The following is a 21,498-nucleotide window of genomic DNA, read 5'->3' as shown; positions in this document are numbered from 1 at the left end:
GCTCAATCGGAGCATGAACCCCGGTCCCGCTCCAGGTCCCGCTCCCGACCCGTTCGCGAACGGCGATGACAACGGCGGCAACGACACCGCCACCGCCGACGGCAGCGGTACCGGCGAGCTCCCCGCCGTCGCGCCGCAACTGCGTGACCTGCGCCGCCGCGCCGGACTCACCCTGGAGGCCGCCGCCGCCCGGGCCCGGCTGTCGCCCGCCCACCTGTCCCGCCTGGAGACCGGCCGACGCCAGCCCTCGCTGCCGCTCCTGCTCGGGCTCGCCCGTACCTACGGTACGACGGTCTCCGAGCTGCTCGGCGAGACCCCGGCCGCCGCCGACCCGATCGTACGGGCCGGCGGGCCCGGCGCTCTGGAGGCCGACGGGTGGACGTACTGGCGGGCGGGAGGCTCCGGGCGCGGCATGCAGGCCCTGCGCGTGCACGTCCCCCACGGCCGCAGCCAGGGCGAACTGGTCCGCGTCCACCCCGGCGAGGAGTGGCTCCACGTGCTCAAGGGGCGGCTGCGGCTGCACCTGGGTGAGGCCGAGCACCTGCTGGAACCGGGGGACAGCGCCCACTTCGACTCGCTGACCCCGCACCGGATCGGGTCCGCCGACGCCGGCGGGGCCGACCTGCTCTTCGTCCACACGCTGCTGCAGAGCAGTCTCGCCGGGCTCTGCCTCGGCGGCGCCACCACGCACCACCGCTAGCCGAGGAGACGTACCCATGTCCCAGACCGAACATCAGGCGCAGCACGCACCCGCAGCACCGTCCGCGACGGCCGCGGCCGTCGGGACCAGGGTGGCTGGCGGGACCGCCGCGGCCGTCGGGACCGCCGCGGCGGACGAGGCCGCCGAGGCGCAGGGGGCGACCATCCGCGCCCGCATCGAGTCGAAGTTCCCGCGCGGTCTGGTGATCCGGCTGATCGCCTATCTGTTCGTCGGCCACCTCTTCGCCTTCTTCGTCTATCTCCTCTTCGTCCTGGGCGCCGAGAACCAGTGACGGCGGGGCCCGGCCCCGGCCCTGTGCCCGCCTCCCCGCCCCTCGACATCCGGGGCCCGCCTCTCTGGAAACCTGCAGGTCCTGTCGCTACCCTCCGCGCATGATTTCCACGGTTGTCTGGGGTACCGGCAACGTCGGCCGTTTGGCCATCCGTGCCGTCGCGGCCCATCCAGCACTGCGGCTCGCCGCGGTCATCGTCCACGATCCCGCCAAGGTCGGCCGCGACGCCGGCGAACTCGGCGGACTCGACCGCCTGTTGGGGGTGGCGGCCACCGACGACGTCGAAGCCGTACTCGGCACCCTTCCCCGCGCGGTGGTCTACGCGGCCTCCGGGGACGTCCGGCCCGACGACGCGCTCGCCGACATCACCCGGGCGCTGCGCTCCGGCGCGGTCGTCGTCAGCCCCGCGCTGTACCCGCTCTACGACCACCGCAACGCCCCGCCCGAGTTCCGCGACCCGGTGGCGGCGGCCGTCGCGGAGGGCGGCGGTTCGTTCTTCGCCTCGGGCGTGGACCCGGGGTGGGGCAATGACGTGCTCCCGCTGCTGCTCAGCGGGCTGGGCACCACCCTCGACGCCATCCGCTGCCAGGAGATCTTCGACTACTCCACCTACGACCAGCCCGACTCCGTCCGCTACCTCGTCGGCATGGGGCAGCCCATGGACTACGAGCCGATGATGCTGCTGCCCTCCGTCCCGACCATGGTCTGGGGCGGACAGATACGGATGATGGCCCGGGCGCTGGGGGTCGAACTCGACGAGATACGCGAGACCCTGGAGCGAAGGGCCCTCGACGCCACCGTGAGCACGCGCACGATGGGGGAGTTCGAGGCCGGGACCCAGGGCGCCGTCCGCTTCGAGGTGCAGGGCATCGTCGAGGGCGAGCCCCGCATCGTCATCGAGCACGTCACCCGCATCCACGCCTCCTGCGCACCGGACTGGCCGTCCCCGCCCGACGGCGGTGACGGCGCCCACCGGGTGGTGATCGAGGGCCGCCCGCGCATCGAGGTCACCATCGAGGCCACCGACGAGGGCGAGAACCGCTCCGCCGGCGGCAACGCCACCGCCGTGGGCCGCCTCGTGGGTGCCATCGACTGGCTCACCGAGGCGGAACCCGGACTCTACGACGCCCTCGACATCCCCCTGCGCCCCGCCGTCGGCAGACTCGGAAGGAAACAGGCATGAGGATCGACATCCCTGAAGGCCAGCACCCCATCGAGTACGTATGGGGCGACATGGTTCCCGGCATCGGCATGGCGGCCGCGAACTTCTCCCTGTCGGTGTACGCCCACACCACCCTGGGCCTGCGCGAGTTCGAGGCGGCCCGGCTGCGCGTCGCGCAGATCAACGGGTGCGTCTTCTGCCTCGACTGGCGTACGGAGCGGGAGGGGGAGAAGGTCGAGGAGGCGTTCTCCGAGGCGGTCACCGCATGGCGCACGACCGAGGCGTTCGACGACCGGACCCGGCTGGCGGCGGAGTACGCCGAGCGCTACACCCTCGACCACCACGGTCTGGACGACGCGTTCTGGGACCGGATGAACGCGCACTACAGCCAACTGGAGATCGTCGAGCTGACGATGAGCATCGGGTCCTGGCTGGCCTTCGGCCGCCTCAACCACGTGCTCGGCCTGGACAGTGTCTGCGTCCTGCCTGGGCGCTGACACGGGTCGGGGGCCGGTCGACGGAGGTCGGCCGGCCCCGGTTCCGCCCCCGGGAGCGGGGCCGGAGGTCGGGTGGTACAGGTCAGAGGTCGGTGGCGATGATCTTCTCGATGTTCCGTTCGGCGAGCGCCGTGATGGTGACGAACGGATTGACGCTCACATTGCCGGGGATGAGCGCGCCGTCGATGACGTACAGGCCGGAGTACCCGTGGAGGCGGCCGTAGTTGTCGGTGGCCTTGTTCAGGACCGCGCCGCCGAGGGGGTGGTAGGTGAGGTGGTCGCCCCAGACCTTGTTGGTGCCGAAGAGGTCGGTGCGGTAGATCGTCCCCTCCTTCCTGTTGATCTTGTCGAAGATGCTCTTGGCCATGTCGATGGACGGCTGCTTCCACGCCGTCTGCCAGTCGAGGTCGACCCTGCCGGCGGCCGCGTTCCAGGTGAACTGGGCGCGGTGGGGGTTCTTGGTGATGGACAGGTAGAACGAGGCGTACGTCTCGATCCCGGTCGGGAGCGGCGCCACCTCGGCGAAGGCGCCGCCCGCGTCCCAGTTGTCGATGCCCGCGCAGGGGATGGCGGACTGGACCTTCCCGGTCGGGTCCCACATGTGGTTCGCACGACCGCACATGACGTTGCCGTTCTCGCCCCACTCCTTGCCGACCGCGTCGTTCAGGAGCGGCAGGACGCCGGTGGCCTTCAGTTTGACGAGCAGCTTGCTCGTACCGACGCTGCCGGCGGCGAAGAACACCCGGTCGCTCGTGACGGTCTTGGTCGCCGTGACGCCGCCGCTGGTCGAGAGCTGCTCGATGGTGACCGTGTAGCCGCCGCCGGCGGCGGGGGCGACCGAGGTGACCTTGTGCAGGGGCGAGATGGTCACCTTGCCGGTGGCCCTGGCGGCCGCGATGTAGGTCTGCTGGAGCGACTTCTTCCCGTGGTTGTTGCCGTAGAGGATCTCCCCGCTCACGGCCGACTTCGGCGCGGTGCCGGCCGCCTCCTTCTTCATGTAGTCCCAGTCGTACACATCGGGGACGAAGACGAAGGGGAAGCCCGAGCGCTGGGCGTGCTTGCGGCCGACACGCGCGTACTGGTAGCAGTCGACGGTGTCGAACCAGGCCGGGTCGATGAGGCCGACGCCGAGTCCGGCGTTGGCGCGAGGGTAGTAGGTGTCGTACATCTCGTCCGCGTTCACCGAGGGCAGGACGGCGCTGAAGTTCTGCCGCCTGGGGGTGACGGCCATACCGCCGTTGACCAGCGAGCCGCCGCCCACACCGCGCCCCTGGTAGACGATGATGCCGCCCATCTCCTCGGCGTCCAGGATGCCGGTGTACTTCGGCACGTCCTTGTCGATCGGGAAGCCGAGGAAGTTGCTGAGCGGCGCCTTGGTCCTGGTCCGCAGCCAGTACGAGCGGTAGTCCGGCTTGGTGGTGTGGGCGAAGATCTTGCCGTCGGTGCCCGGGGTGTCCCAGGCCATGCCCATCTCGATCATGTGCACGTCGACGCCGGCCTGGGCGAGGCGCAGGGCGGCCACGGAGCCGCCGTACCCGGTGCCGATCACCAGGGCGGGGACGCGGGCGCCGTTGTCGATGGAGGCGGTGGTAGCGGCGGCGCGCGCCGCGTGGGCCGGAGTCACCTGCGCGGAGAGAGCCACAGCCCCTAGAATAGAACCTGTTCTAGCGATGAAACCGCGTCGCGAAAAGCCGTTGGAACCGGTTTCGGGCACGCCATTGTCACTCATGTGACGTTCCTCACTCTCGGCTGAATGAGAACGAGTTCTACTGCTAGGGGCTTGTGAAGTCACTACATACCTATTGGTAACTTCGCAACTTCAAGCCGATCACGTCACAGGTTCGGCCGGTTCCCGGCGGCCGGCCCGGCCCGGGACCAGCAAGGACGTCGGCGCGGCGAGGGCCTGCCGCTCGCGGGAGGCGAATTCCGGCCTCGGTGCACGGCGTCAGGCCGCCGCCGGCGGCGGGACGCCCGGCCCCCGGTGGCCCTCAGCGCTCCGCCGGTGCCGGGGGTTCGAGCGGCGGAGCGCTGAGCCCGCACTGGGTGCGGCACTGCGGGTGCGGCGCGCCGGCCGCCGGGGCCCGTACGGTTCCCCAGGCCACGGCGGCGCCCAGGACGAGCGCACCCGCGCACCACGGCATGGCCCGGCGGAACGAGGCGTCGAACTGCTCGGCGGAGAGGTACGCCTCCGGACCCATCCCGGACAGCAGCGGCAGCGCCGCCACCGCGAGCAGTCCGGCCACCCGGGCCGCCGCGTTGTTGATGCCGCTGGCCAGCCCCGCCTTGCCCGGGTCCACCGAGGCCAGGACGGTAGCCGTCAGCGGGGCCACCAGGGCCACCATGCCCATGCCCATCACCAGGAGCGCGGGCAGTACGTCCCGGGCGTACGAGGCCTGCGGTCCCACCCGGAGCATGAGCATCATCCCGGCCGCGCACAGCAGCGGACCCACCGTGAGCGGGAGGCGGGGGCCGATCCGCTCGCCGAGCTCCCCCGACCGGGCCGACAGGAGCAGCATCAGCGCGGTCGTGGGCAGCAGGGCGGCCCCGGCGGCCAGCGCCGAGTACCCGGCCACCACCTGGAGCTGGAGCACCACGAGGAAGAAGAACCCGCCGAAGGCGGCGTACACGCACAGCGTGACCAGATTGACGGCGGTGAACTGCCGGGACGCGAAGATCGAGGGCGGCACCATCGGGTGGGCCCGTTTGCGCTCGACGTACACGAACGCCACCGCCAGCACCACCGAGCCCACCGCCGCCACGACGACCGCGACGGAGCCGGTCCGGGCCTCGATCAGCGCGTACGTCATGAGCGCCAGCGCGCCCGCGCCCAGCGCCGCCCCGGCCACGTCGAACCGCCCGTGCGCCTCGGGGTCCCGTGACTCCGGTACGTGCCTCAGGGCCACGGGGACGCACAGCGCCGCCAGCGGCACGTTCAGCAGGAACACCCAGCGCCAGCCCGGCCCGTCCACCAGCCAGCCGCCGAGAAACGGCCCCACGGCGGCGCCCACCCCGCCCAGGCCCGACCACAGGCCCACCGCGCGGGCCCGGTCCCCGGACCGGATCGACCCCTGAATCAGCGCGAGGGAGCCGGGCGTCAGCAGCGCGCCGCCGACGCCCTGCAGGGCTCGCGCGGCGATGAGTACGCCGGCGTTCGGCGCGATGCCGCACAGCAGCGAGCCCACGGCGAACCACACCACGCCCAGCACGAAGATCCGGCGCCGTCCGAAGCGGTCGCCCAGCGCGCCGCCGACCAGGATCAGACCGGCCATCGTCAGCAGGTAGGCGTTGACCGTCCACTGGAGCACCGCCAGGTCGGCGCCGAGGTCCCGGCCGATGCGCGGCAGGGCCACATTGACGACCGTCGAGTCCAGCAGCGCCATGCTCGACCCGAGGACCGTCGTGAACACGATCCACCGTCCCCGCGCGGTGCCCAGCGCGACGTCCGGCCCCGCGTCGGGCGCCGCACGGGAACCGGACGGCGGTCCGGAGGGGGGTCCGGTCGGCGGTACCGGCGCGGGGCCCGGCGTCGGCGGTACGCCGGGTGCGGGCTGCGGGTCGCCCGGGGTGGGCGCAGGGTCGCCCGGGGTGGCGGTCATGGTCCCAGGCTGGCCTCCCGAGCGGCCGCGGGCCACCCGGAGTCCGGTCGGCCCCGTCCGCGCCGCCGGGCGTGGTGACACGGCTCAATAGGCCCTCTTGTAATGAGCATGACCTCTCCATCAGCATGACCCGCGCACATCACGCACGCCCTTTCCGCACAACCTGCACACGGCGTCCGAGGAGACAACACGTGGCCCAACGCAACAGACGACCCTTACGCGCGGCGCTCGCCGCCCTGACCTCGGTCCTGCTCCTCCCGGTCGGCGCCGGGGTCGCCGCCGCCGCACCGGACCCCGGTCCCACCCCCGGCGCGGCCGAGCGCAAGATCGAGCGCGAGCTCCGCGCCCAGTTCGACGGCTCGTCCAAGGCCGTCTTCTGGGTCTACCTCGACAGCGCCGCCGACCTCACGGCCGCGGCGAAGCAGCCCACCCGGGCCGCCAAGGCCGAAACGGTCCTCAGGACGAAGAAGGACCACGCCGCGCGCAGCCAGGCGGAGGTCGTCAAGGCCCTGCGGGGCGCCAACGCCGAGTACACCTCGTACTGGATCGTCAACGCGGTCCGTGTCGTCGGCGGCGACAAGCTCGCCGGCGCCCTGGCCCAGCGGCCCGAGGTCTCGCGCATCGCCGCCGACGACAAGGTCGACCTCCCGAAGCCGGCCGACGGCACGCGCGAGAAGGCCGCCGCCGACGCCGTCGAGTGGAACATCGACCGGATCAAGGCCCCGCAGGTGTGGGACCAGATCGGTGTGCGCGGCGAGGGCATCGTCGTCGCCAACATCGACAGCGGGGTGGACTACACCCACCCGGCCGTCAACAGCCAGTACCGGGGCCGGAACGCGGACGGCACCTACAGCCACGCGTACAACTGGTTCGACCCGGCCGGCGTCTGCGACTCGGCGGCCCCCTGCGACAACAACGACCACGGCACCCACACGATGGGCACCATGGTCGGCGACGACGGCGGCGCCAACAAGATCGGTGTCGCTCCCGGCGCCACCTGGATCGCCGCCAAGGGCTGCGAGAGCAGCTCCTGCTCCGAGGCCTCCCTGCTCGCCTCCGGCCAGTGGATCGTCGCCCCGACCGACGCGAACGGCCAGAACCCGCGCGCAGACCTGGCCCCGCACGTGGTCAACAACTCGTGGGGCGGATCGGGCGGCGACACCTGGTACCAGGAGATCGTCAACACCTGGCGCGCCGCCGGCATCTTCCCGGCCTTCTCCAACGGGAACGCCGGGCCCGGCTGCACCACCAGCGGCTCGCCCGGCGACTACGCGAACTCCTACAGCTCCGGCGCCTTCGACATCAACAACACGATCGCCTCGTTCTCCTCGCGCGGCGCGGGCCCCGGCGGCATCATCAAGCCGAACATCGCCGCCCCCGGCGTGAACGTGCGCTCCTCCGTCCCCGGCGGCGGCTACGACGCCTTCTCGGGCACCTCGATGGCCTCCCCGCACACCGCCGCCACGGTGGCCCTGCTCTGGTCCGCCGCGCCGTCCCTCGAAGGCGACGTCGCGCAGACCGAGTCGCTGCTCGACGGCACCGCGCAGGACACCGACAGCGCCCAGTGCGGCGGGGCCCCCGCCGACAACAACGTCTTCGGCGAGGGCAGGCTCGACGCGCTCGCCGCCGTGAACGCCGCCCCGCGCGGTGCGATCGGCGCGCTCGGCGGCACCGTCCGCTCCGGCGGCGAACCGCTCGCGGGCGTGAAGGTCACCGCCGACGGCCCGATCGACCGCACGACGACCACGGCGGCCGACGGCACCTACACCTTCGCCGCCCTCTCGGTGGGCGAGTACGCGCTGACCGCGGCCAAGTTCGGCTACGGCCCGCAGAGCGCGACGGCGACGGTGACCGAGAACGGCACCGCCACCGGCGACTTCACGCTCACCCAGGCCGCCTCCGGCAAGCTCACCGGCACGGTCTCCTCCTCCGCCGGCCCCGCCCCGGGCGCGGCCGTCACCATCGCGGACACCCCGCTGACCGCGACCACCGACGCGCAGGGCCGCTTCGAGTTCACCCTGCCCCACGGCACGTACGACGTGAACGCGGTCCACCCCGGCCGCTGCCTCACCGGCGGCACGGCGAAGGTCACCGTCGCCGGCGACACCAGCGTCGCCGTCAACCTGCCCGAGCGCACCGACGGCTACGGCTACGCCTGCACCGCCGCGAACGACCGCCCGTACGCGCCCGGCGGCAGCCGGCTCGCGCTGACCGGCGACAACACCACCGAGCGGGTCGAGCTCCCCTTCCCGCTCCCGCTGTACGGGAAGACGTACGGCCAGGCGTGGATCGGGACGAACGGCACGGTCAGCTTCGGCGGGAACAACACCGGCGACATCAACGGGGACATCCCGACCGCTGCCACGCCCAACGCGGCCCTGTACCCGTTCTGGGACGACCTGGTCGTCGGCGCCCCCGGCACCGGCTCCGGCGTCTTCACCGCCGTCACCGGCACCGCTCCGCACCGCAGTTACGTGATCGAGTGGCGCGAGGTCTCCCACTGGTCGGCGCAGTCCGACACCTTCTCCTTCTCGGCCTCCATCGGCGAGGACGGCACCGTCGCCTACTCCTACAAGGGCACCGGCGGCACCGGCGTCAAGGGCGGCTCGACGGCCACGATCGGCGTGGAGAACGCGACCGGCACCGACGCCTTCACGTACTCCTTCAACACCGCGGTCGTCTCGGACGGCCTCTCCCTCGCCTTCCGCACCACCAGGAGCGGCGTGGTGGCCGGCCGGGTCCTCGACGCGAACGACGGCAACGGCGTCGCCGGAGCCACCGTCACCGTCGGCACGGGCGACACGGCCGTGTCCGCGACCACGGCCGCGGACGGCGGCTACGTCGTCCAGAGCCCGTCCGGCACGCGGACGGTCTCCCTCGCCGCGGCGCAGTACGAACCCGCCCGGACGACCGTGGAGGTCCAGGCCGCCGACGTCACGACGCTCACGCAGTCGCTGCGCACCGGCAGGGTGACGGCGTCGCAGCCGGCCGTGGAGGTCGTGCTGGGGCCGGGCCAGAAGCGGACCCGCACGCTCGACCTGACCAATCCGGGCCTCGGCACGCAGTTCACGGTCGCCGAGGACGCCGCTTGGCTCACGGCCGCCCCGGGCGCCGGGAACCTTCCGACCGGCGGCAGGGCCGTGATCGGCCTGGAGGTCGACACGGCCGGGCTGGCCCCGGGGTCGGTCCTGACCGCGGACCTGAGGATCACCTCGGCCAGCGGCCGCACCCCGGTCCTGACCGTCCCGGTCAAGCTCGTCGTCCCGCGCTACCAGGTGGCCCTGGACGCGGGCTCCGCCTACGCGGGCACCGACGCGCTCGGCGACAGCTGGTCCCCGGACCGCAAGTACACCGCCGGCTCCTACGGCTACCAGGGGAACGCCTCGGCGCAGGCCACCGGCCGCACCATCGCCGGTACGGACGACCAGCGACTCTTCCGCAACGCCCGTGAGGGCATGTACGAGTACCGCTTCGACAACGTCCCGAACGGCACCTACACCGTGGAGCTCGGGTTCGCCGAGCTGTCCTCCACCAAGCCGAACAAGCGCGTCTTCGACGTCCTGGCCGAGGGCACGCAGGTCCTGCCCTCCCTCGACATCTCGCTGGAGGCGGGCACCTACACGGCGCTGACCCGGACGTACACGGTGACGGTCACGGACGGCGTCCTCAACGTCCGCTTCGTCACGCACAGCGGATTCGGCAAGCCGCTGCTGAACACACTGCGGGTGACGGACCGGCCCGACAAGGCCTGACCGCTCGCACCGGTGGGGCGGGGCGCTCCCGGGCGCCCCGCCCCACCGGCGGCCGCGGGTCGGCATTCGGGTGGCGGGTGCGGGGACTTCGCCGCGACGCGCCGGGGCCGGGCGCAGGGGTCGTTAGCGTGGCCGACCATGACGCTCCTGAGCGGCCGGGCCGATGACATCCGCACCCTCCTGGAAGCAGCCGACCCCGGGGCGGTCTGGGCCGTCGGCGGACCGGAGGGGGCCGACGGAGGGTCCGGCGCGGCGGACCGCGACCTCGACGTCGGCGGGCTCACCGCCGTCCTCGCGGTGTGGCCCGTCATCGGCTCACTCGTCGACGAGGGCGCGCTGCGCCTCCACACCCCACTCGCCGCCTACGGGCCCGAGGCCGCCGACGGGCTCCCCGCCCCCACCACCGCCCACCACCTCCTGACGCACGCGCAGGACCCCGCCGTCACCGCCCTCACCCGCCTCGCCGAGCACCTCGGCGGCCGACCCCTCGCGGAGCTCGCCGCCACCCGCGTCTGGCACCCGCTCGGCATGACCCGCACCCGGTTCGACGACGGCACCCTGCGTACGCGCCTCGCCGACCTCACGCGCTTCCCGTGCCGCCTCCTCGCCCCCGCGGACGCGGATCCGCCGGGCATCACCCGTTCCTGGACCGCCGAGTCCCTGCGCATCCGTACCGGCGAGCTCACCCCCGCCCGCGGCCTCCTCTGGCACCCCGCCCCGCACGGGGTGTGGGGTTGCCAGGGCCGGGCGGGCGGCCCGGGCCTGTGGCTCGCACCGCGGCTCGGCCGCTGGGCGGTCCTGGTGCCGGACCGCGGCCGGGACCCGCTCCCGGCAGCCTTCCGCGAAGCCGCCTTCACACCGCTGCCCGCCCGCTGACGAGGAGTCCTCGTCCCAGGCACGGCACGGGACAGCGCGGCCTCCCCGGCACGATCCGCGACGGCGGCCCGGTGCTCGGAGCGCGCGCCCCCGGCGGGCGACGTACGGTGATGCCGAACTCACCGATCGTCGATTTCCGGCCGCGGAGGTACACCGATGCGCACGCTCCCTGAGGCCGCCCCCGACGGCGACCGCCTCGACGCGCTGTGCCGCGAACTGGCCGAGGCCGCCGACGCGGTCGGCGAAGCCGCCCGCCACGCCTCGGGCCTGGCCCTCGGTGCCCGCCTGCCGGCGGCCGCCCTCGCCCGGGGAGGCCGGCGCAGACTCGGCTGGCGCACCTTGCTGCGGACCCTCACCGACCCGGCGGGCCTCGGCTGGGCCCCGCGCGGCCGGGGCGTGGCCCGGGCCGGCCGGCTCGCCGGGATCCTGACCGGCCGCGAGAGCCTCGCCGTCAGCATGGCCGTCTGCGGTCTCCGGGCCAGGATCGGCGCCGCGGCGGCGCACCACCCCGAACTCCTCGACGACCCGGGCGCGGCCGCCGTACTCCGAGCGGTGGGCGAGGACCGGCAGGCCGATGCCGTCCGGCTGTTCCGGCGCATCGTGCGGGACCGCGGGGCCCAGCACGCGTTCCCCCTCCTGGCCCCGGCGTTCGCCGACGTCCTGGCCTGGCACGCGCTGACCGACACGAACCCGTTCAACGACCACGCGGGATGGCAGGTCGCCACCGGTCGCCCCGCCACCGCCGATCCGCTCCTCGGGCTGGGCGCCGCCGTGCTGGCCTTCTGCGACCGCGGACCCGCCGCCGCCCCGGCCTCCGCTCCGCCCGGGCCGGGACCCCGCCCGTCCCCGCGGACCCTGCGGGCCCTTCCGCAGCCGCGCCCGCTCCCGCCGCACCGCCCGCCCGTGGGCGACCTGCGCGCGCACGCCGCCGCGCTGCGCTCCCATGCCCGGCGGCTGCGCCGGGCCGTGGCCGGGTCCACGCCGGGGATGGCCGGCCGGAGCCCGCGGGGCGCCGCCCTCCACTCCGAGGTCACCGTCCTCGCCGAGCGCTGCGCTACGGCCGCGAACGGCTTCGCGCTGGCCGCCGTACAACTCGACGGGGAGTCCGTGCGTCCGCGCTGAGCGCGGACGCGTCGGCGGAGTCCCGCGCCCCGCGCGGCCCGGACCGCGGTCGGCGCACCGCCGCGGTCACAGGACCAGGGACAGCAGCAGGACGAAGCCCAGGCCGACCACCGAGATGATGGTCTCCATCAGCGACCAGGTCTTGACGGTCTGTCCGACGGTCATCCCGAAGTACTCCTTGACCAGCCAGAACCCGGCGTCGTTGACATGGCTGAAGAACAGCGAGCCAGCGCCGATGGCAAGGACGAGCAGAGCGGTCCCGCTGGTGGACATGCCCGCCGCGAGCGGGGCCACCAGCCCGGCCGCCGAGATCGTGGCGACCGTGGCCGAACCGGTGGCGAGCCGGATCGCCACGGCGATCAGCCAGGCCAGCAGCAGGGTCGGGATCGCCCAGCTCTGCGACAGGTCCAGGATCATCCGGCCGACACCCGCGTCGATCAGGGTCTGCTTGAAGCCGCCGCCCGCGCCCACGATCAGCAGGATGCCCGCGATCGGACCGAGGGACTTCTCCACGGTGACCGACAGCCGCGCCCGGGTGAACCCGGCCGCCCGTCCCAGCGTGAACATGCCCACCAGGACCGCCGCGAGCAGTGCGATCATCGGGGACCCGGCGACGTCGGTGACCCGTTGCACCGCGTTCGCGGGGTCGTTGACCACGATGTCGACCAAGGCCTTGACCAGCATCAGCACCACGGGCAGGAGGATCGTGAAGACCGTCGCCCCGAACCTCGGCCGGTGCTCCGGCTCCACCGCGGGGCGCGGCGCGATCATGTGCTCCGGGGCCGGGATGTCCACCCACCGGGCCGCGTACCGGGAGAACAGCGGCCCGGCGATAACCACGGTCGGGACGGCGACGAGCACACCGAGCGCGAGGGTGACCCCGAGGTTCGCGTGGAGCGCGTCGATCGCGACGAGGGGGCCGGGGTGCGGCGGAACGAGCCCGTGCATCACGGACAGCCCGGCCAGCGCCGGGATGCCGATCCGCATCAGGGAGTAGTTCCCCCGCTTGGCCACCAGCAGCACCACCGGGATCAGCAGCACGATGCCGACCTCGAAGAAGAGCGGCAGTCCGATCACCGATGCGATCAGCACCATGGCCCAGGGCATCGCCCGGCCCTCGGCGCGGGCGAGGATCGTGTCCACGATCTCGTCCGCGCCGCCCGAGTCCGCCAGGAGTTTGCCGAGGATCGCGCCGAGGGCGATCAGTACGCCCACTCCCGCGACCGTGGAGCCCAGCCCGGCGGTGAAGCTGGCGATGGTCTTGGCCGCGGGCGCGCCCGCGAAGGTGCCGAGGGCGAGCGTGCCGAGCGTCAGGGCCAGGAAGGCGTGCATTCTGAGGCGCGTGATGAGCAGGACGATGACGGCTATGCCCGCCAGCACGGCGATGCCCAGCTGGGTGTTCCCGGCCGAGGTGATCGGCCCGGAGCCGGCCGCCGCCAGAGTCTCGACGCTGAGACTGGTCACGGTGACGATGTCCTTCAGTTCTCGTGGTGGTCGGGGACGGGGAGACGGCGCAGGGCGGCCAGCGCCCGCTGCGTGATGTCCTGCGGCGATCCGGACACGTCGACGACGACTCCGGGCTCGTCGGGCTGGAGTTGCTCCAGCGTGGCGAACTGCGAATCGAGCAGGGTGGTGGGCATGTAGTGGCCCTTGCGTGCCGCCATCCGCTCCTCGATCAGCGCACGTTCGCCCGTGAGGTGGACGAAGACCGTCCGGGGCGCCGCGGCGCGCAGGCGGTCGCGGTAGGCGCGCTTGAGGGACGAAGCGGCGACCACGCCGCCGCTGCGGCCGGCGCTGTTGCGGATCCATTCGCCGATGGCGTCGAGCCACGGCCGGCGGTCCTCGTCGTCCAGGGGGGTGCCGGCCGACATCTTGGCGACGTTGGCCGGCGGGTGGAAGGCGTCGCCCTCCGCGTAGGGCAGTGAGAGTGCGTCGGCGAGCAGCCGGCCCACGGTCGTCTTGCCCGTGCCGGCCACGCCCATCACCACGATCACGCGGTGGGTGGTCCACTGCTGCTTACTCAACGCCGTACCTCGCTGTCCTCGCCGGCCCGTCGACATCGGTGTCGACAGCCACACTGAAGCGCATTAAGTAGTACGTATTCAAGACCCCTGCCGTAAAAATCACATCTATGGTCCGCGCGGGCGCCACCGTACGCTTACGCCATGACGACCGACGGCAGTCCCGGACCGGGGCTCCACTCCCACGTGCTGGACACCCTCGGCCTCGCGATCACGGCGGGGGAGTACCCCCCGGGCAGCGTCCTGCGGACGGACCGGATCGCCGAGCGCTTCGACGCCTCCCGCACGGTCGTCCGGGAGGTCGTCCGCGTCCTGGAGTCGATGCACCTGGTCGAGTCCCGGCGCCGGGTCGGAGTCACCGTCCGCCCCACCGACCAGTGGAACGTGTACGACCCGCGCGTCATCCGGTGGCGCCTGGCCGGGGCCGACCGCCCCCGTCAGCTGCGCTCGCTGACCGTGCTCCGGTCCGCCGTCGAGCCGGTCGCGGCCGGACTCGCTGCGACCCTGGCCACCCCCGAGCAGTGCGCCGAGCTCACCGAGGCGGCCCTCGGCATGGTCCGCACCTCGCGCGGCCACCAGCTCGACGGCTACCTGCGCCACGACATCGCCTTCCACCGCGTGGTGCTCAACGCCTCCGGCAACGAGATGTTCGCCCGGCTGGGCGATGTCGTCGCCGAGGTGCTGACCGGCCGTACCGAGCACGCCGTGATGTTCCACGACCCCGACCCGGCCGCCGTCACCCTGCACGTCCAGGTGGCGGAGGCCGTACGGGAAGGGGACGCGGCCCGCGCCGAAGCGCTGACCCGGCAGATCGCGGTCGGCGCCCTGGAGGAACTGGACGTGCTCGCGCCGTAGACCCTCCTCCGGAGCCCGCCCGAGTCCTCCCGGAGCCTGCCCCCAAGTCCTCCGGAGCCCGCCCGAGTCCTCCCGGGGCCCTCCGTGAGCCTTTCGGGGCCCGCCGCGAGTCCGCCCCGAGTCCTCCCCCAGCCCGTCCCCGGTCCTCCCGCGCCGTCAGCCCGCGCCGCCCTCCGGGCGGGTCAGCCGCACCCGCAGCCCCCGCACCCGCTGCCGCACCCGCCCCCGCACCCGCCGGCCGCGCCCGACTCCGAGCGGTCGCTCCGCGCCGCGCGGCGCTCCTGCTCACGCCGCTCCCGTTCCTCCTTGCGCCGGGCCTCCGCCCTCCGCGCCTCCTCGCGGTGGGAGGCGCCGGCCGCCCGCCACCGCGTGAGCCCGTGGCGCCGGTGCGGGAGCAGTGGGACAGCCGTGACGTGGGAGACGATGCGGGTGTCGCCTCCGTAGACCGCGCACTCCAGCACCACCTCGGAGCCCTCGACCGGGACTCCGTACAGGACCGCCTCGTAGGGCTCCGAGGAGGAGTCGATGTCGTGGTGGCGCCCGCGCAGGGTCTCCTGCGAGCCGGCCACGAGGAGCCGCTGCCCCACGACGACGTCGCGGTACGAGGTGGCGTAGGCGATCAGCGGCGGGGCGTGCGGGGAGTCGGCGCCGGGGTACAGCCAATGGCGGGCGGTGATCCGGGCGTTGCGGACGCCGACGACGAGCGCGGGCTGGGGGCCGGCGTGCAGGAGCCGGACAGCCCGGCGCGCGGCGACGCCCCGGCCGAGGAGCGTGGTCCCGGGGACCAGGAGCAGCACGGCCGCCCCCTGCTGTCCCACGGCGTCGTACGGGACCGCGGCGTCCCTGCCGCGCAGGTCCAGGGCCAGGCCGCCCACCAGGAAGGCGGCGCCGACGAGGCAGAGACCGGCGCCGAGCGCCATCGGCCGCAGCCCCCGGCGGTGGTGGGCGCGGGCGAGTCCGTCGGGAACGGGGAAGCGGGCGCCCCCGGCCGCCTCCAGGGCGAGCGCGCGCCGGCGGGCGCGGGAGCGCAGGCGCAGGGACGCTCCCGCGAACGCCCACAGGCCCAGCGCGACGGCCAGCAGGCAGCCGGTCCGGCCCGGGGTGTCACCGGGGTCGAGCGACGGGAACAGGGCCGCGGCCGCCACCGCGACCGCGGGCGTCGCCACCAGGGTCGCCAGCGGCAGGAAGCGGAACCACAGCGGCAGCGCGGCCAGGAGCGCGAACGGGACGAAGGCCCACCAGAGGGTGCCGCGCCCGGCTTCGCCCCCTGCGCTCAGGGCCAGGAGCACCAGGGAGCAGAGGACGGGCGCGGCGAGCAACCGGCTCCCGGCCACCGGGGCGAAGACCCCCGGGGTGCGGGCCCGGAGCCAGCGCTCCGCGTCGACGACCTTCCAGACTGCGACTCCGCCGGCCGGTACCGCGGCGGCGGGCACGTGCTTGACATAGTCGGTCACGGCGCCAGTATGCGAGCGGGACGCAGACGCCCAGAAGGGCGGCAACGGTACGGAATCGCTACGGCCGTTTCCCGTCCCGGGCGGCTGGGACGGGAGTTGAGTCGCCCGGGCCCGCGACACGACCCGAGGCGGCCCGGCTGCGGGATAATGACGGCGCACCGGCAGATGGAGGAACCGACTCGGTCGAGTCGGTCGAAGGGCCAGGGCGCCGGAACCACCCGGTGGCCGGCGAGAGAATGGAGCACCCGATGGACGTGCAGCACTTCGAGCGGATCACCGCGTTCATCGAAGCGCGGCTCACCCCGCTGTTCGACGCCGGGACGGGCAGCGAGAACGGCTTCGGGATGGACGACACCTCCCGCGCCCTGCGCGCGCTGCGCAACTCCGTCCTGGAGGCCTCGGCCGTCAAGGGCCTCATCGAGAAGCGGGAGTCGGCCGAGCCGGCGACGCGCCGCGTCATCGACCAGTCCGTGGAGCACAACTGGGACGTGCTGCGCGGCATCGCCCGCCAGTGGGAGGACCACGCCGACTTCCGGCGGGAGTTCAAGCGCCACGCGTGGGAGCTCGACGGCGCCGCCACGGCCGGCGCGTCGTCCTGATGTCCCGCACCGGTACCCGCCGGAAGGCGGACCGGCCCCGGCGGATGCGCCGGCCGTAGCGGCCGCCCCTCGCCGGACCGCGCGCGGACGCCGCGTACGGACGCCGCGTACCGACGCCTCCCTTCGAACGCGCCGCGGGGCGAGGCCGACCGGGCCCGCCCCGCGGCGCGTTCGCGCGTCGGGCCGGGGTGTCGCCCGGCCGGGTCGGACTGTTGCCGTCAGAACTCGAACGCACAGGGGCGCGACGCGGCTCCCAACTCCCGTACCCGCCGGGTGTATTGACAGGAACGTTTCAAGAGTTTTACGTTCCAGGCACTTGAGAGCGCTCTCATTCGCGCGTTCTCTCCGCCGCCATCCCCACGAGGTGCGCCCATGTCAGCCCCCCGCACGGACCGCCCGCCCTCCCGATTGCGATCCCTCGCCGCGATGTCCGGGACCGCCGCCCTGGCCACCCTGCTCACAGCCGTCGGCCTGACCGGCTCCGCCGCCTCCGCGGCGGCGGCGACCGCCGCGGCCGCCGTCCCCGTCGGCGCCGGCAGCTACTCGGACACCCGGCCCGCCGGAACCTCCGGTCCCACGACCAACACCGGCGCCCCGGTCACCCCGAAGGTGACCCCCGCGGCCCAGGGCAAGCCGGTCCCGACCAACGACTGGTGGTCCTCCCTGGCCTTCCAGCGCTACGGCGACAACCCGTACTCCACCCCCATGTACGGCCACCCGCTGACCTACCAGGCCACCGCGGCGGGCCTCGACATCGGCTACCCCACGACCCCCGCGATCGTCGGCGACGGCCGCCAGTACGAGTTCGCCCACAAGCGCGACCTGACCCTCGGCCTCACCGGACTCAACTCCCCGGACACCAGGGCCGACGCCTGGTCGGACTGGACCGTCACGCCCTACTGGTCCGACGGCACGCGCACCCTGCGCACCACCATCGGCCACGGCATGCCCTTCGTCTACGCCAAGGGCACCGGCGGCAGCGCGCGCATCACCACCGCCACAGCCCCCCAGGTCTTCGCCGACCAGGGCAACGTCGTCGGCATCACCGTCGCCGGACACCACTACGCGCTGTTCGCCCCCACCGGCAGTGACTGGACGGTCTCCGGCTCCACCCTCACGGCGAACCTCGGCTCCAAGGACTACTTCTCGCTGGCGGTCCTGCCCTCCACGAGCGCGCTCGCCACCTACCAGAAGTACGCGTACAGCTTCGTCACCGGCTCCCGCGCCTCCTGGAGCTCCGTATCCGGCACGGTGCGGGCCACGTACAGCCTCACCACGCAGCCGCAGGAGGGCACGGAGACGGGCACCCTCCAGGCCCTCTACCGGCACCAGTGGCTGCACACGAGCGATCCGCTGACCTCGCACACGTACGTCTCGCCGCGCGGCACCATGAAGGTCCGCGAATCCGCCTCCTTCACCACGAGCCAGAAGGCGTCCGCGGTCCTGCCCGCGCTGCCGAAGGCCCCGGGAACCGACACCGCGCGGCTCCGCGGTTACCTGAACGAGGCGGCGAACGCCGCCGACCCGTTCTCGGGCGCCACGGACACCTACTGGACCGGCAAGGCGCTCGGCCGCCTCGCCCAACTGGTCCCGATCGCCGAGCAGGCAGGCGAGACCGCGACCCGCGACAAGCTGCTCGGCCTGATGAAGGGCCGGCTCCAGGAGTGGTTCACGGCGGGCGGCCCGAGCGAGTTCTCCTACGACGCCGACTGGCGCACCCTGACCGGCTACCCCGCCTCCTACGGCAGCGACACCGAACTGAACGACCACCACTTCCACTACTCGTACTACGTCTACGCGGCCGCGATCATCGCCCAGTACGACCCGGCCTGGGCCGCGGACTCCGCCTGGGGCGGCATGGTGAAGACCCTCGTGCGGGACTCCGCCAACCCGAGCCGCACCGACTCCGCCTTCCCCTTCCTGCGGGGCTTCGACGTCTACGCGGGGCACAGCTGGGCCTCCGGCCACCAGGGCTTCGCCGCCGGCAACAACCAGGAGTCCTCCTCCGAGTCCACCAACCTCAGCGCCGGCCTGGTGCTGTGGGGCTCGGCCACCGGTGACGCCTCGCTGCGCGACCTCGGCACCTTCCTGCTGACCACGGAGTCCGAGGCCATAGCCCAGTACTGGTTCGACGCCGACCAGCAGGTCTTCCCCTCGTCCTTCGGCCACGACACCGCCGGCATGGTCTGGGGCAGCGGCGTCGCCTACGCGACCTGGTGGACGGCCAACCCGGAGGAGATCCACGGCATCAACGTCCTCCCCGTGACCGGAGGCTCACTGCACCTCGGCGGACGCAAGGAGGCCATCCGGCGCAACATCGCGGAGCTGGAGCGCGAGAACGGTGGTCCCGCGGTCGAATGGCGGGACATCCTCTGGGAGTTCCAGTCGCTGGCCGACCCGGCGGCCGCCAGGGCGCAGTGGGACGCGGGCAACGCCTCCTACACCCCCGAGCAGGGCGAGTCGCGGGCCCACACCTACCACTGGATCACCACCCTGGACACGCTCGGCGCGCCCGACGCGAGCGTGACGGGCGACCTGCCGACCTCGGCCGTCTTCGCCAAGGGCACCGTCCGCACGTACGCGGCCCACAACCACGGCCCCACCTCCCGCACCGTCACGTTCTCCGACGGCGCGAAGCTCACGGTCCCGGCCCGCTCGACCGCGACCGGCACCGGGACGGGCCCGACCGATCCCACGGACCCGGGCCCCTCCACGGGCAACACCTTCCAACTGCGGTCAGGGGGCACTCTCACCACCGCCACCGGCGGCACGGCGGGCAGCGACACCATCGCCTCGGCGGGCGGCGCCAACCACGACGGATCCCCGCACCAGCCGCTCGTCTACGAGGCGAAGGGGGTCAACGGGACGCTGAAGCCGGGCACCGCCGGCGCCTTCCGGCTGCAGCTCGACGCGGGCACCGCGGTCGGCCTGGGCCAGCAGGCCAGGATCAGCTACGACCTCACCGGTGACGGCACCTTCGACCGGACCGAGACCTACCACTACTTCGCCACCGACCCGGTGGCGGGCTGGGAGGAGTACAGCCAGGCCCGCGGGCTGCGGTCCGCGACGGGCGCCCCCGGCGACCTGCGGAACGGCACCGTGCGGCTGGAGGTGTGGCACGCCATCGGAAACGGCACGGCCCGGCTCCAGACCGGGACGGACCGCTCCGTCCTCGTGATCCCGTACGGGTGACCGCGCGCACGGCGGGGGACCGCGGGGCCTGACACCCCGGGACCCCCGCACCGGATCCGGGGCCGAGCCCCGGGTCCGGCCCGCCGGCCGCCCGCTACCCGCCGGCCGCCCGCTACCCGGCGGTCGCGGCCGCCGGGCCGCGCAGGACGCCTATCTTGTCGATGCGGTGCTCGGGGTTGCCCTGGGCGTCACTCCAGAAATTGCCCGCGGCGTGGTCCTCGGGCGTGGCACAGGTCGAGATCGTGATCATGGCCCGGGTGGGGGCGGTGCCCGGCGCGCCGGGCACCGCGGCACGCTGCTCGTCCAGCGAGCGCTCCGAGCGGAAGGACGTGGAGCGGGTCGCGACGATCTCGTAGGTGTACGTCGTCCCGTCCACCGTGACCAGCACGGTGTCGCCCTCGTCCACCGCGGGCAGGTTCCGCAGCGGGCCGCCCGCCGACAGGCGGTGCGCGGTGACCAGGAAGTTGCCGATTTGGCCGGGCCCGACCCCGCCCCCCTCGCCGTACGGGCTCGCGGCCTCGCCCCGGTCCTGGATACGGGTGCCCGGGACGTCGTCGGTGGTCCCCTCGTACGGCACTATGCGCAGTCCGCTGACGCCCGCCGAGGCGATCGACAGCGTGGAGACCCGGGTGTGGCCGACGCCGCCGGGGCGGGGCAGGGGCGTGGTGGGGGCCGGGGAGGCGGGTGCGGAGGCGGGCGCGGTTACGGGCGGAGCCGACCGCGTCGGCACGCGTTCCGCAGCCGGAGCGGTCGGGGCGGCCGTCGTACGCGGCGGGGGAGCGGGCGTTCCCGCGGTGGCCTCGGGAGCGCACGCCGTGAGCAGGACGGCCGCGGCGCCGGCCAGTGCGGCGGCGGCGAGGGGCGGGTACGGCTGGGGCATGGCGGATCCCGTGGGGGTCGGCCGGGTCGCGCGGCGGAGGAGAAGGACCCGGATCGCCCCGACAGAGTGGCATACGGAGCAAGGGCGACATAAGGGCCCGGGCCTGTGAGCTGCCCCGCCCCGGTGGCCCGCCCGCGAGCCGTCCCGCCGCGTCCGTTACGCCGACGGGCCGACCACCCGTGAGGGTGGCCGGCCCGCAGGCTGACCCGTCCGTGAGCTGCGCCGGCCCGCCGGTCAGCGCCGGCCGCCGCGCAGCCGGGTGAGCATCCGACGGGCCGCCGCCCGCTTCCCGGGGTCGGCCGCGGCCCGCCGGGCCGAGGCGATGGTCCGCTGACCCTGCGGGGTGCGGCTGAACGCCTTGATCTTCGCGAACAGTCCGGGCATGGCTCCTCCAGAGCGTCATCGTGCGCTGCGTCCCCGGTCGGATACCCCGTCGCCGCGCCTTGAACCGACGCCACCGCACCCGTCCCACGGGCCCGTTGCCCCGGACGCGGTCCGGC

The 21,498-nt window shown here is 73.7% G+C and carries 17 protein-coding genes; 10 read left to right on the top strand and 7 right to left on the bottom strand.

Features of this window, described 5'->3' with window-relative positions; all coding sequences use genetic code 11:
• Positions 1–13 precede the first annotated feature (13 nt).
• From ACFWUQ_RS06110 to ACFWUQ_RS06095, 4 genes are all read left to right on the top strand, one after another.
• Positions 14–700 carry a helix-turn-helix domain-containing protein gene (locus ACFWUQ_RS06110; protein WP_384533480.1) on the top strand — a complete coding sequence of 229 codons (687 nt, stop codon included), beginning with the start codon at positions 14–16 and terminating at the stop codon, positions 698–700.
• A 16-nt stretch (positions 701–716) separates the two neighbouring features.
• Positions 717–992: a DUF6126 family protein gene (locus tag ACFWUQ_RS06105; RefSeq protein WP_384533477.1), complete on the top strand. Its 276-nt coding sequence runs from the start codon at positions 717–719 to the stop codon at positions 990–992.
• 100 nt (positions 993–1,092) lie between these two features.
• On the top strand, positions 1,093–2,175 hold the full coding sequence (locus ACFWUQ_RS06100; protein WP_384533474.1) for a dihydrodipicolinate reductase: 1,083 nt from the start codon (positions 1,093–1,095) through the stop codon (positions 2,173–2,175).
• Complete coding sequence (locus tag ACFWUQ_RS06095; protein WP_384533472.1) at positions 2,172–2,651, top strand: carboxymuconolactone decarboxylase family protein; 480 nt, start codon at positions 2,172–2,174, stop codon at positions 2,649–2,651. The genes ACFWUQ_RS06100 and ACFWUQ_RS06095 overlap by 4 nt, the downstream gene beginning before the upstream one ends.
• A gap of 82 nt (positions 2,652–2,733) precedes the next feature.
• Here ACFWUQ_RS06095 and ACFWUQ_RS06090 read toward each other — a convergent pair whose 3' ends face one another.
• Together ACFWUQ_RS06090 and ACFWUQ_RS06085 are read right to left on the bottom strand one after the other, a co-directional pair.
• Positions 2,734–4,380: a GMC oxidoreductase gene (locus tag ACFWUQ_RS06090; protein ID WP_384533470.1), complete on the bottom strand. Its 1,647-nt coding sequence runs from the start codon at positions 4,378–4,380 to the stop codon at positions 2,734–2,736.
• 259 nt (positions 4,381–4,639) lie between these two features.
• Complete coding sequence (locus ACFWUQ_RS06085) at positions 4,640–6,247, bottom strand: MFS transporter (protein ID WP_384533467.1); 1,608 nt, start codon at positions 6,245–6,247, stop codon at positions 4,640–4,642.
• A 191-nt stretch (positions 6,248–6,438) separates the two neighbouring features.
• Here ACFWUQ_RS06085 and ACFWUQ_RS06080 point away from each other — a divergent pair, with 191 nt between their 5' ends.
• The 3 genes from ACFWUQ_RS06080 (at position 6,439) to ACFWUQ_RS06070 (ending at position 11,997) form a co-directional block, all read left to right on the top strand.
• Complete coding sequence (locus ACFWUQ_RS06080) at positions 6,439–9,999, top strand: S8 family serine peptidase (protein WP_384533464.1); 3,561 nt, start codon at positions 6,439–6,441, stop codon at positions 9,997–9,999.
• A gap of 138 nt (positions 10,000–10,137) precedes the next feature.
• On the top strand, positions 10,138–10,875 hold the full coding sequence (locus tag ACFWUQ_RS06075; RefSeq protein WP_384533461.1) for a hypothetical protein: 738 nt from the start codon (positions 10,138–10,140) through the stop codon (positions 10,873–10,875).
• Between the two features lie 156 nt (positions 10,876–11,031).
• Positions 11,032–11,997, top strand: a complete 966-nt coding sequence (locus ACFWUQ_RS06070; RefSeq protein WP_384533458.1) for a hypothetical protein — start codon at positions 11,032–11,034, stop codon at positions 11,995–11,997.
• 66 nt (positions 11,998–12,063) lie between these two features.
• Here ACFWUQ_RS06070 and ACFWUQ_RS06065 read toward each other — a convergent pair whose 3' ends face one another.
• Positions 12,064–13,461, bottom strand: a complete 1,398-nt coding sequence (locus ACFWUQ_RS06065; protein WP_384533455.1) for a gluconate:H+ symporter — start codon at positions 13,459–13,461, stop codon at positions 12,064–12,066.
• A 14-nt stretch (positions 13,462–13,475) separates the two neighbouring features.
• The gene (locus tag ACFWUQ_RS06060) at positions 13,476–13,979 is read right to left on the bottom strand and encodes a gluconokinase (RefSeq protein WP_384533580.1); all 504 of its coding nucleotides are present in this window, start codon (positions 13,977–13,979) and stop codon (positions 13,476–13,478) included.
• Between the two features lie 183 nt (positions 13,980–14,162).
• On the opposite strand from ACFWUQ_RS06060, the gene ACFWUQ_RS06055 reads away from it, so the two are divergent.
• Entirely contained in the window at positions 14,163–14,873 is a 711-nt protein-coding gene (locus ACFWUQ_RS06055; protein ID WP_384533453.1) for a FadR/GntR family transcriptional regulator, read from the top strand.
• A gap of 182 nt (positions 14,874–15,055) precedes the next feature.
• Here the strand turns inward: ACFWUQ_RS06055 and ACFWUQ_RS06050 are convergent, their stop codons facing one another.
• A complete protein-coding gene (locus ACFWUQ_RS06050; RefSeq protein ID WP_384533450.1) occupies positions 15,056–16,327 on the bottom strand; it encodes a hypothetical protein in 1,272 nt (423 codons plus the stop codon).
• Between the two features lie 248 nt (positions 16,328–16,575).
• On the opposite strand from ACFWUQ_RS06050, the gene ACFWUQ_RS06045 reads away from it, so the two are divergent.
• Together ACFWUQ_RS06045 and ACFWUQ_RS06040 are read left to right on the top strand one after the other, a co-directional pair.
• A complete protein-coding gene (locus tag ACFWUQ_RS06045; protein WP_384533447.1) occupies positions 16,576–16,926 on the top strand; it encodes a hypothetical protein in 351 nt (116 codons plus the stop codon).
• Between the two features lie 372 nt (positions 16,927–17,298).
• Positions 17,299–20,118, top strand: a complete 2,820-nt coding sequence (locus ACFWUQ_RS06040) for a glycosyl hydrolase (RefSeq protein WP_384533445.1) — start codon at positions 17,299–17,301, stop codon at positions 20,116–20,118.
• 112 nt (positions 20,119–20,230) lie between these two features.
• Here the strand turns inward: ACFWUQ_RS06040 and ACFWUQ_RS06035 are convergent, their stop codons facing one another.
• On the bottom strand, positions 20,231–20,998 hold the full coding sequence (locus ACFWUQ_RS06035; protein WP_384533443.1) for a sortase domain-bontaining protein: 768 nt from the start codon (positions 20,996–20,998) through the stop codon (positions 20,231–20,233).
• A gap of 234 nt (positions 20,999–21,232) precedes the next feature.
• Positions 21,233–21,382 (bottom strand): hypothetical protein, encoded by a 150-nt coding sequence (locus tag ACFWUQ_RS06030; RefSeq protein ID WP_384533440.1) that lies wholly within the window; start codon positions 21,380–21,382, stop codon positions 21,233–21,235.
• Positions 21,383–21,498: the final 116 nt, after the last annotated feature.

Source organism: Streptomyces sp. NPDC058662 (assembly GCF_042716255.1).
Lineage (GTDB): Bacteria > Actinomycetota > Actinomycetes > Streptomycetales > Streptomycetaceae > Streptomyces.
This window is presented reverse-complemented; position numbering and strand designations above follow the sequence as displayed.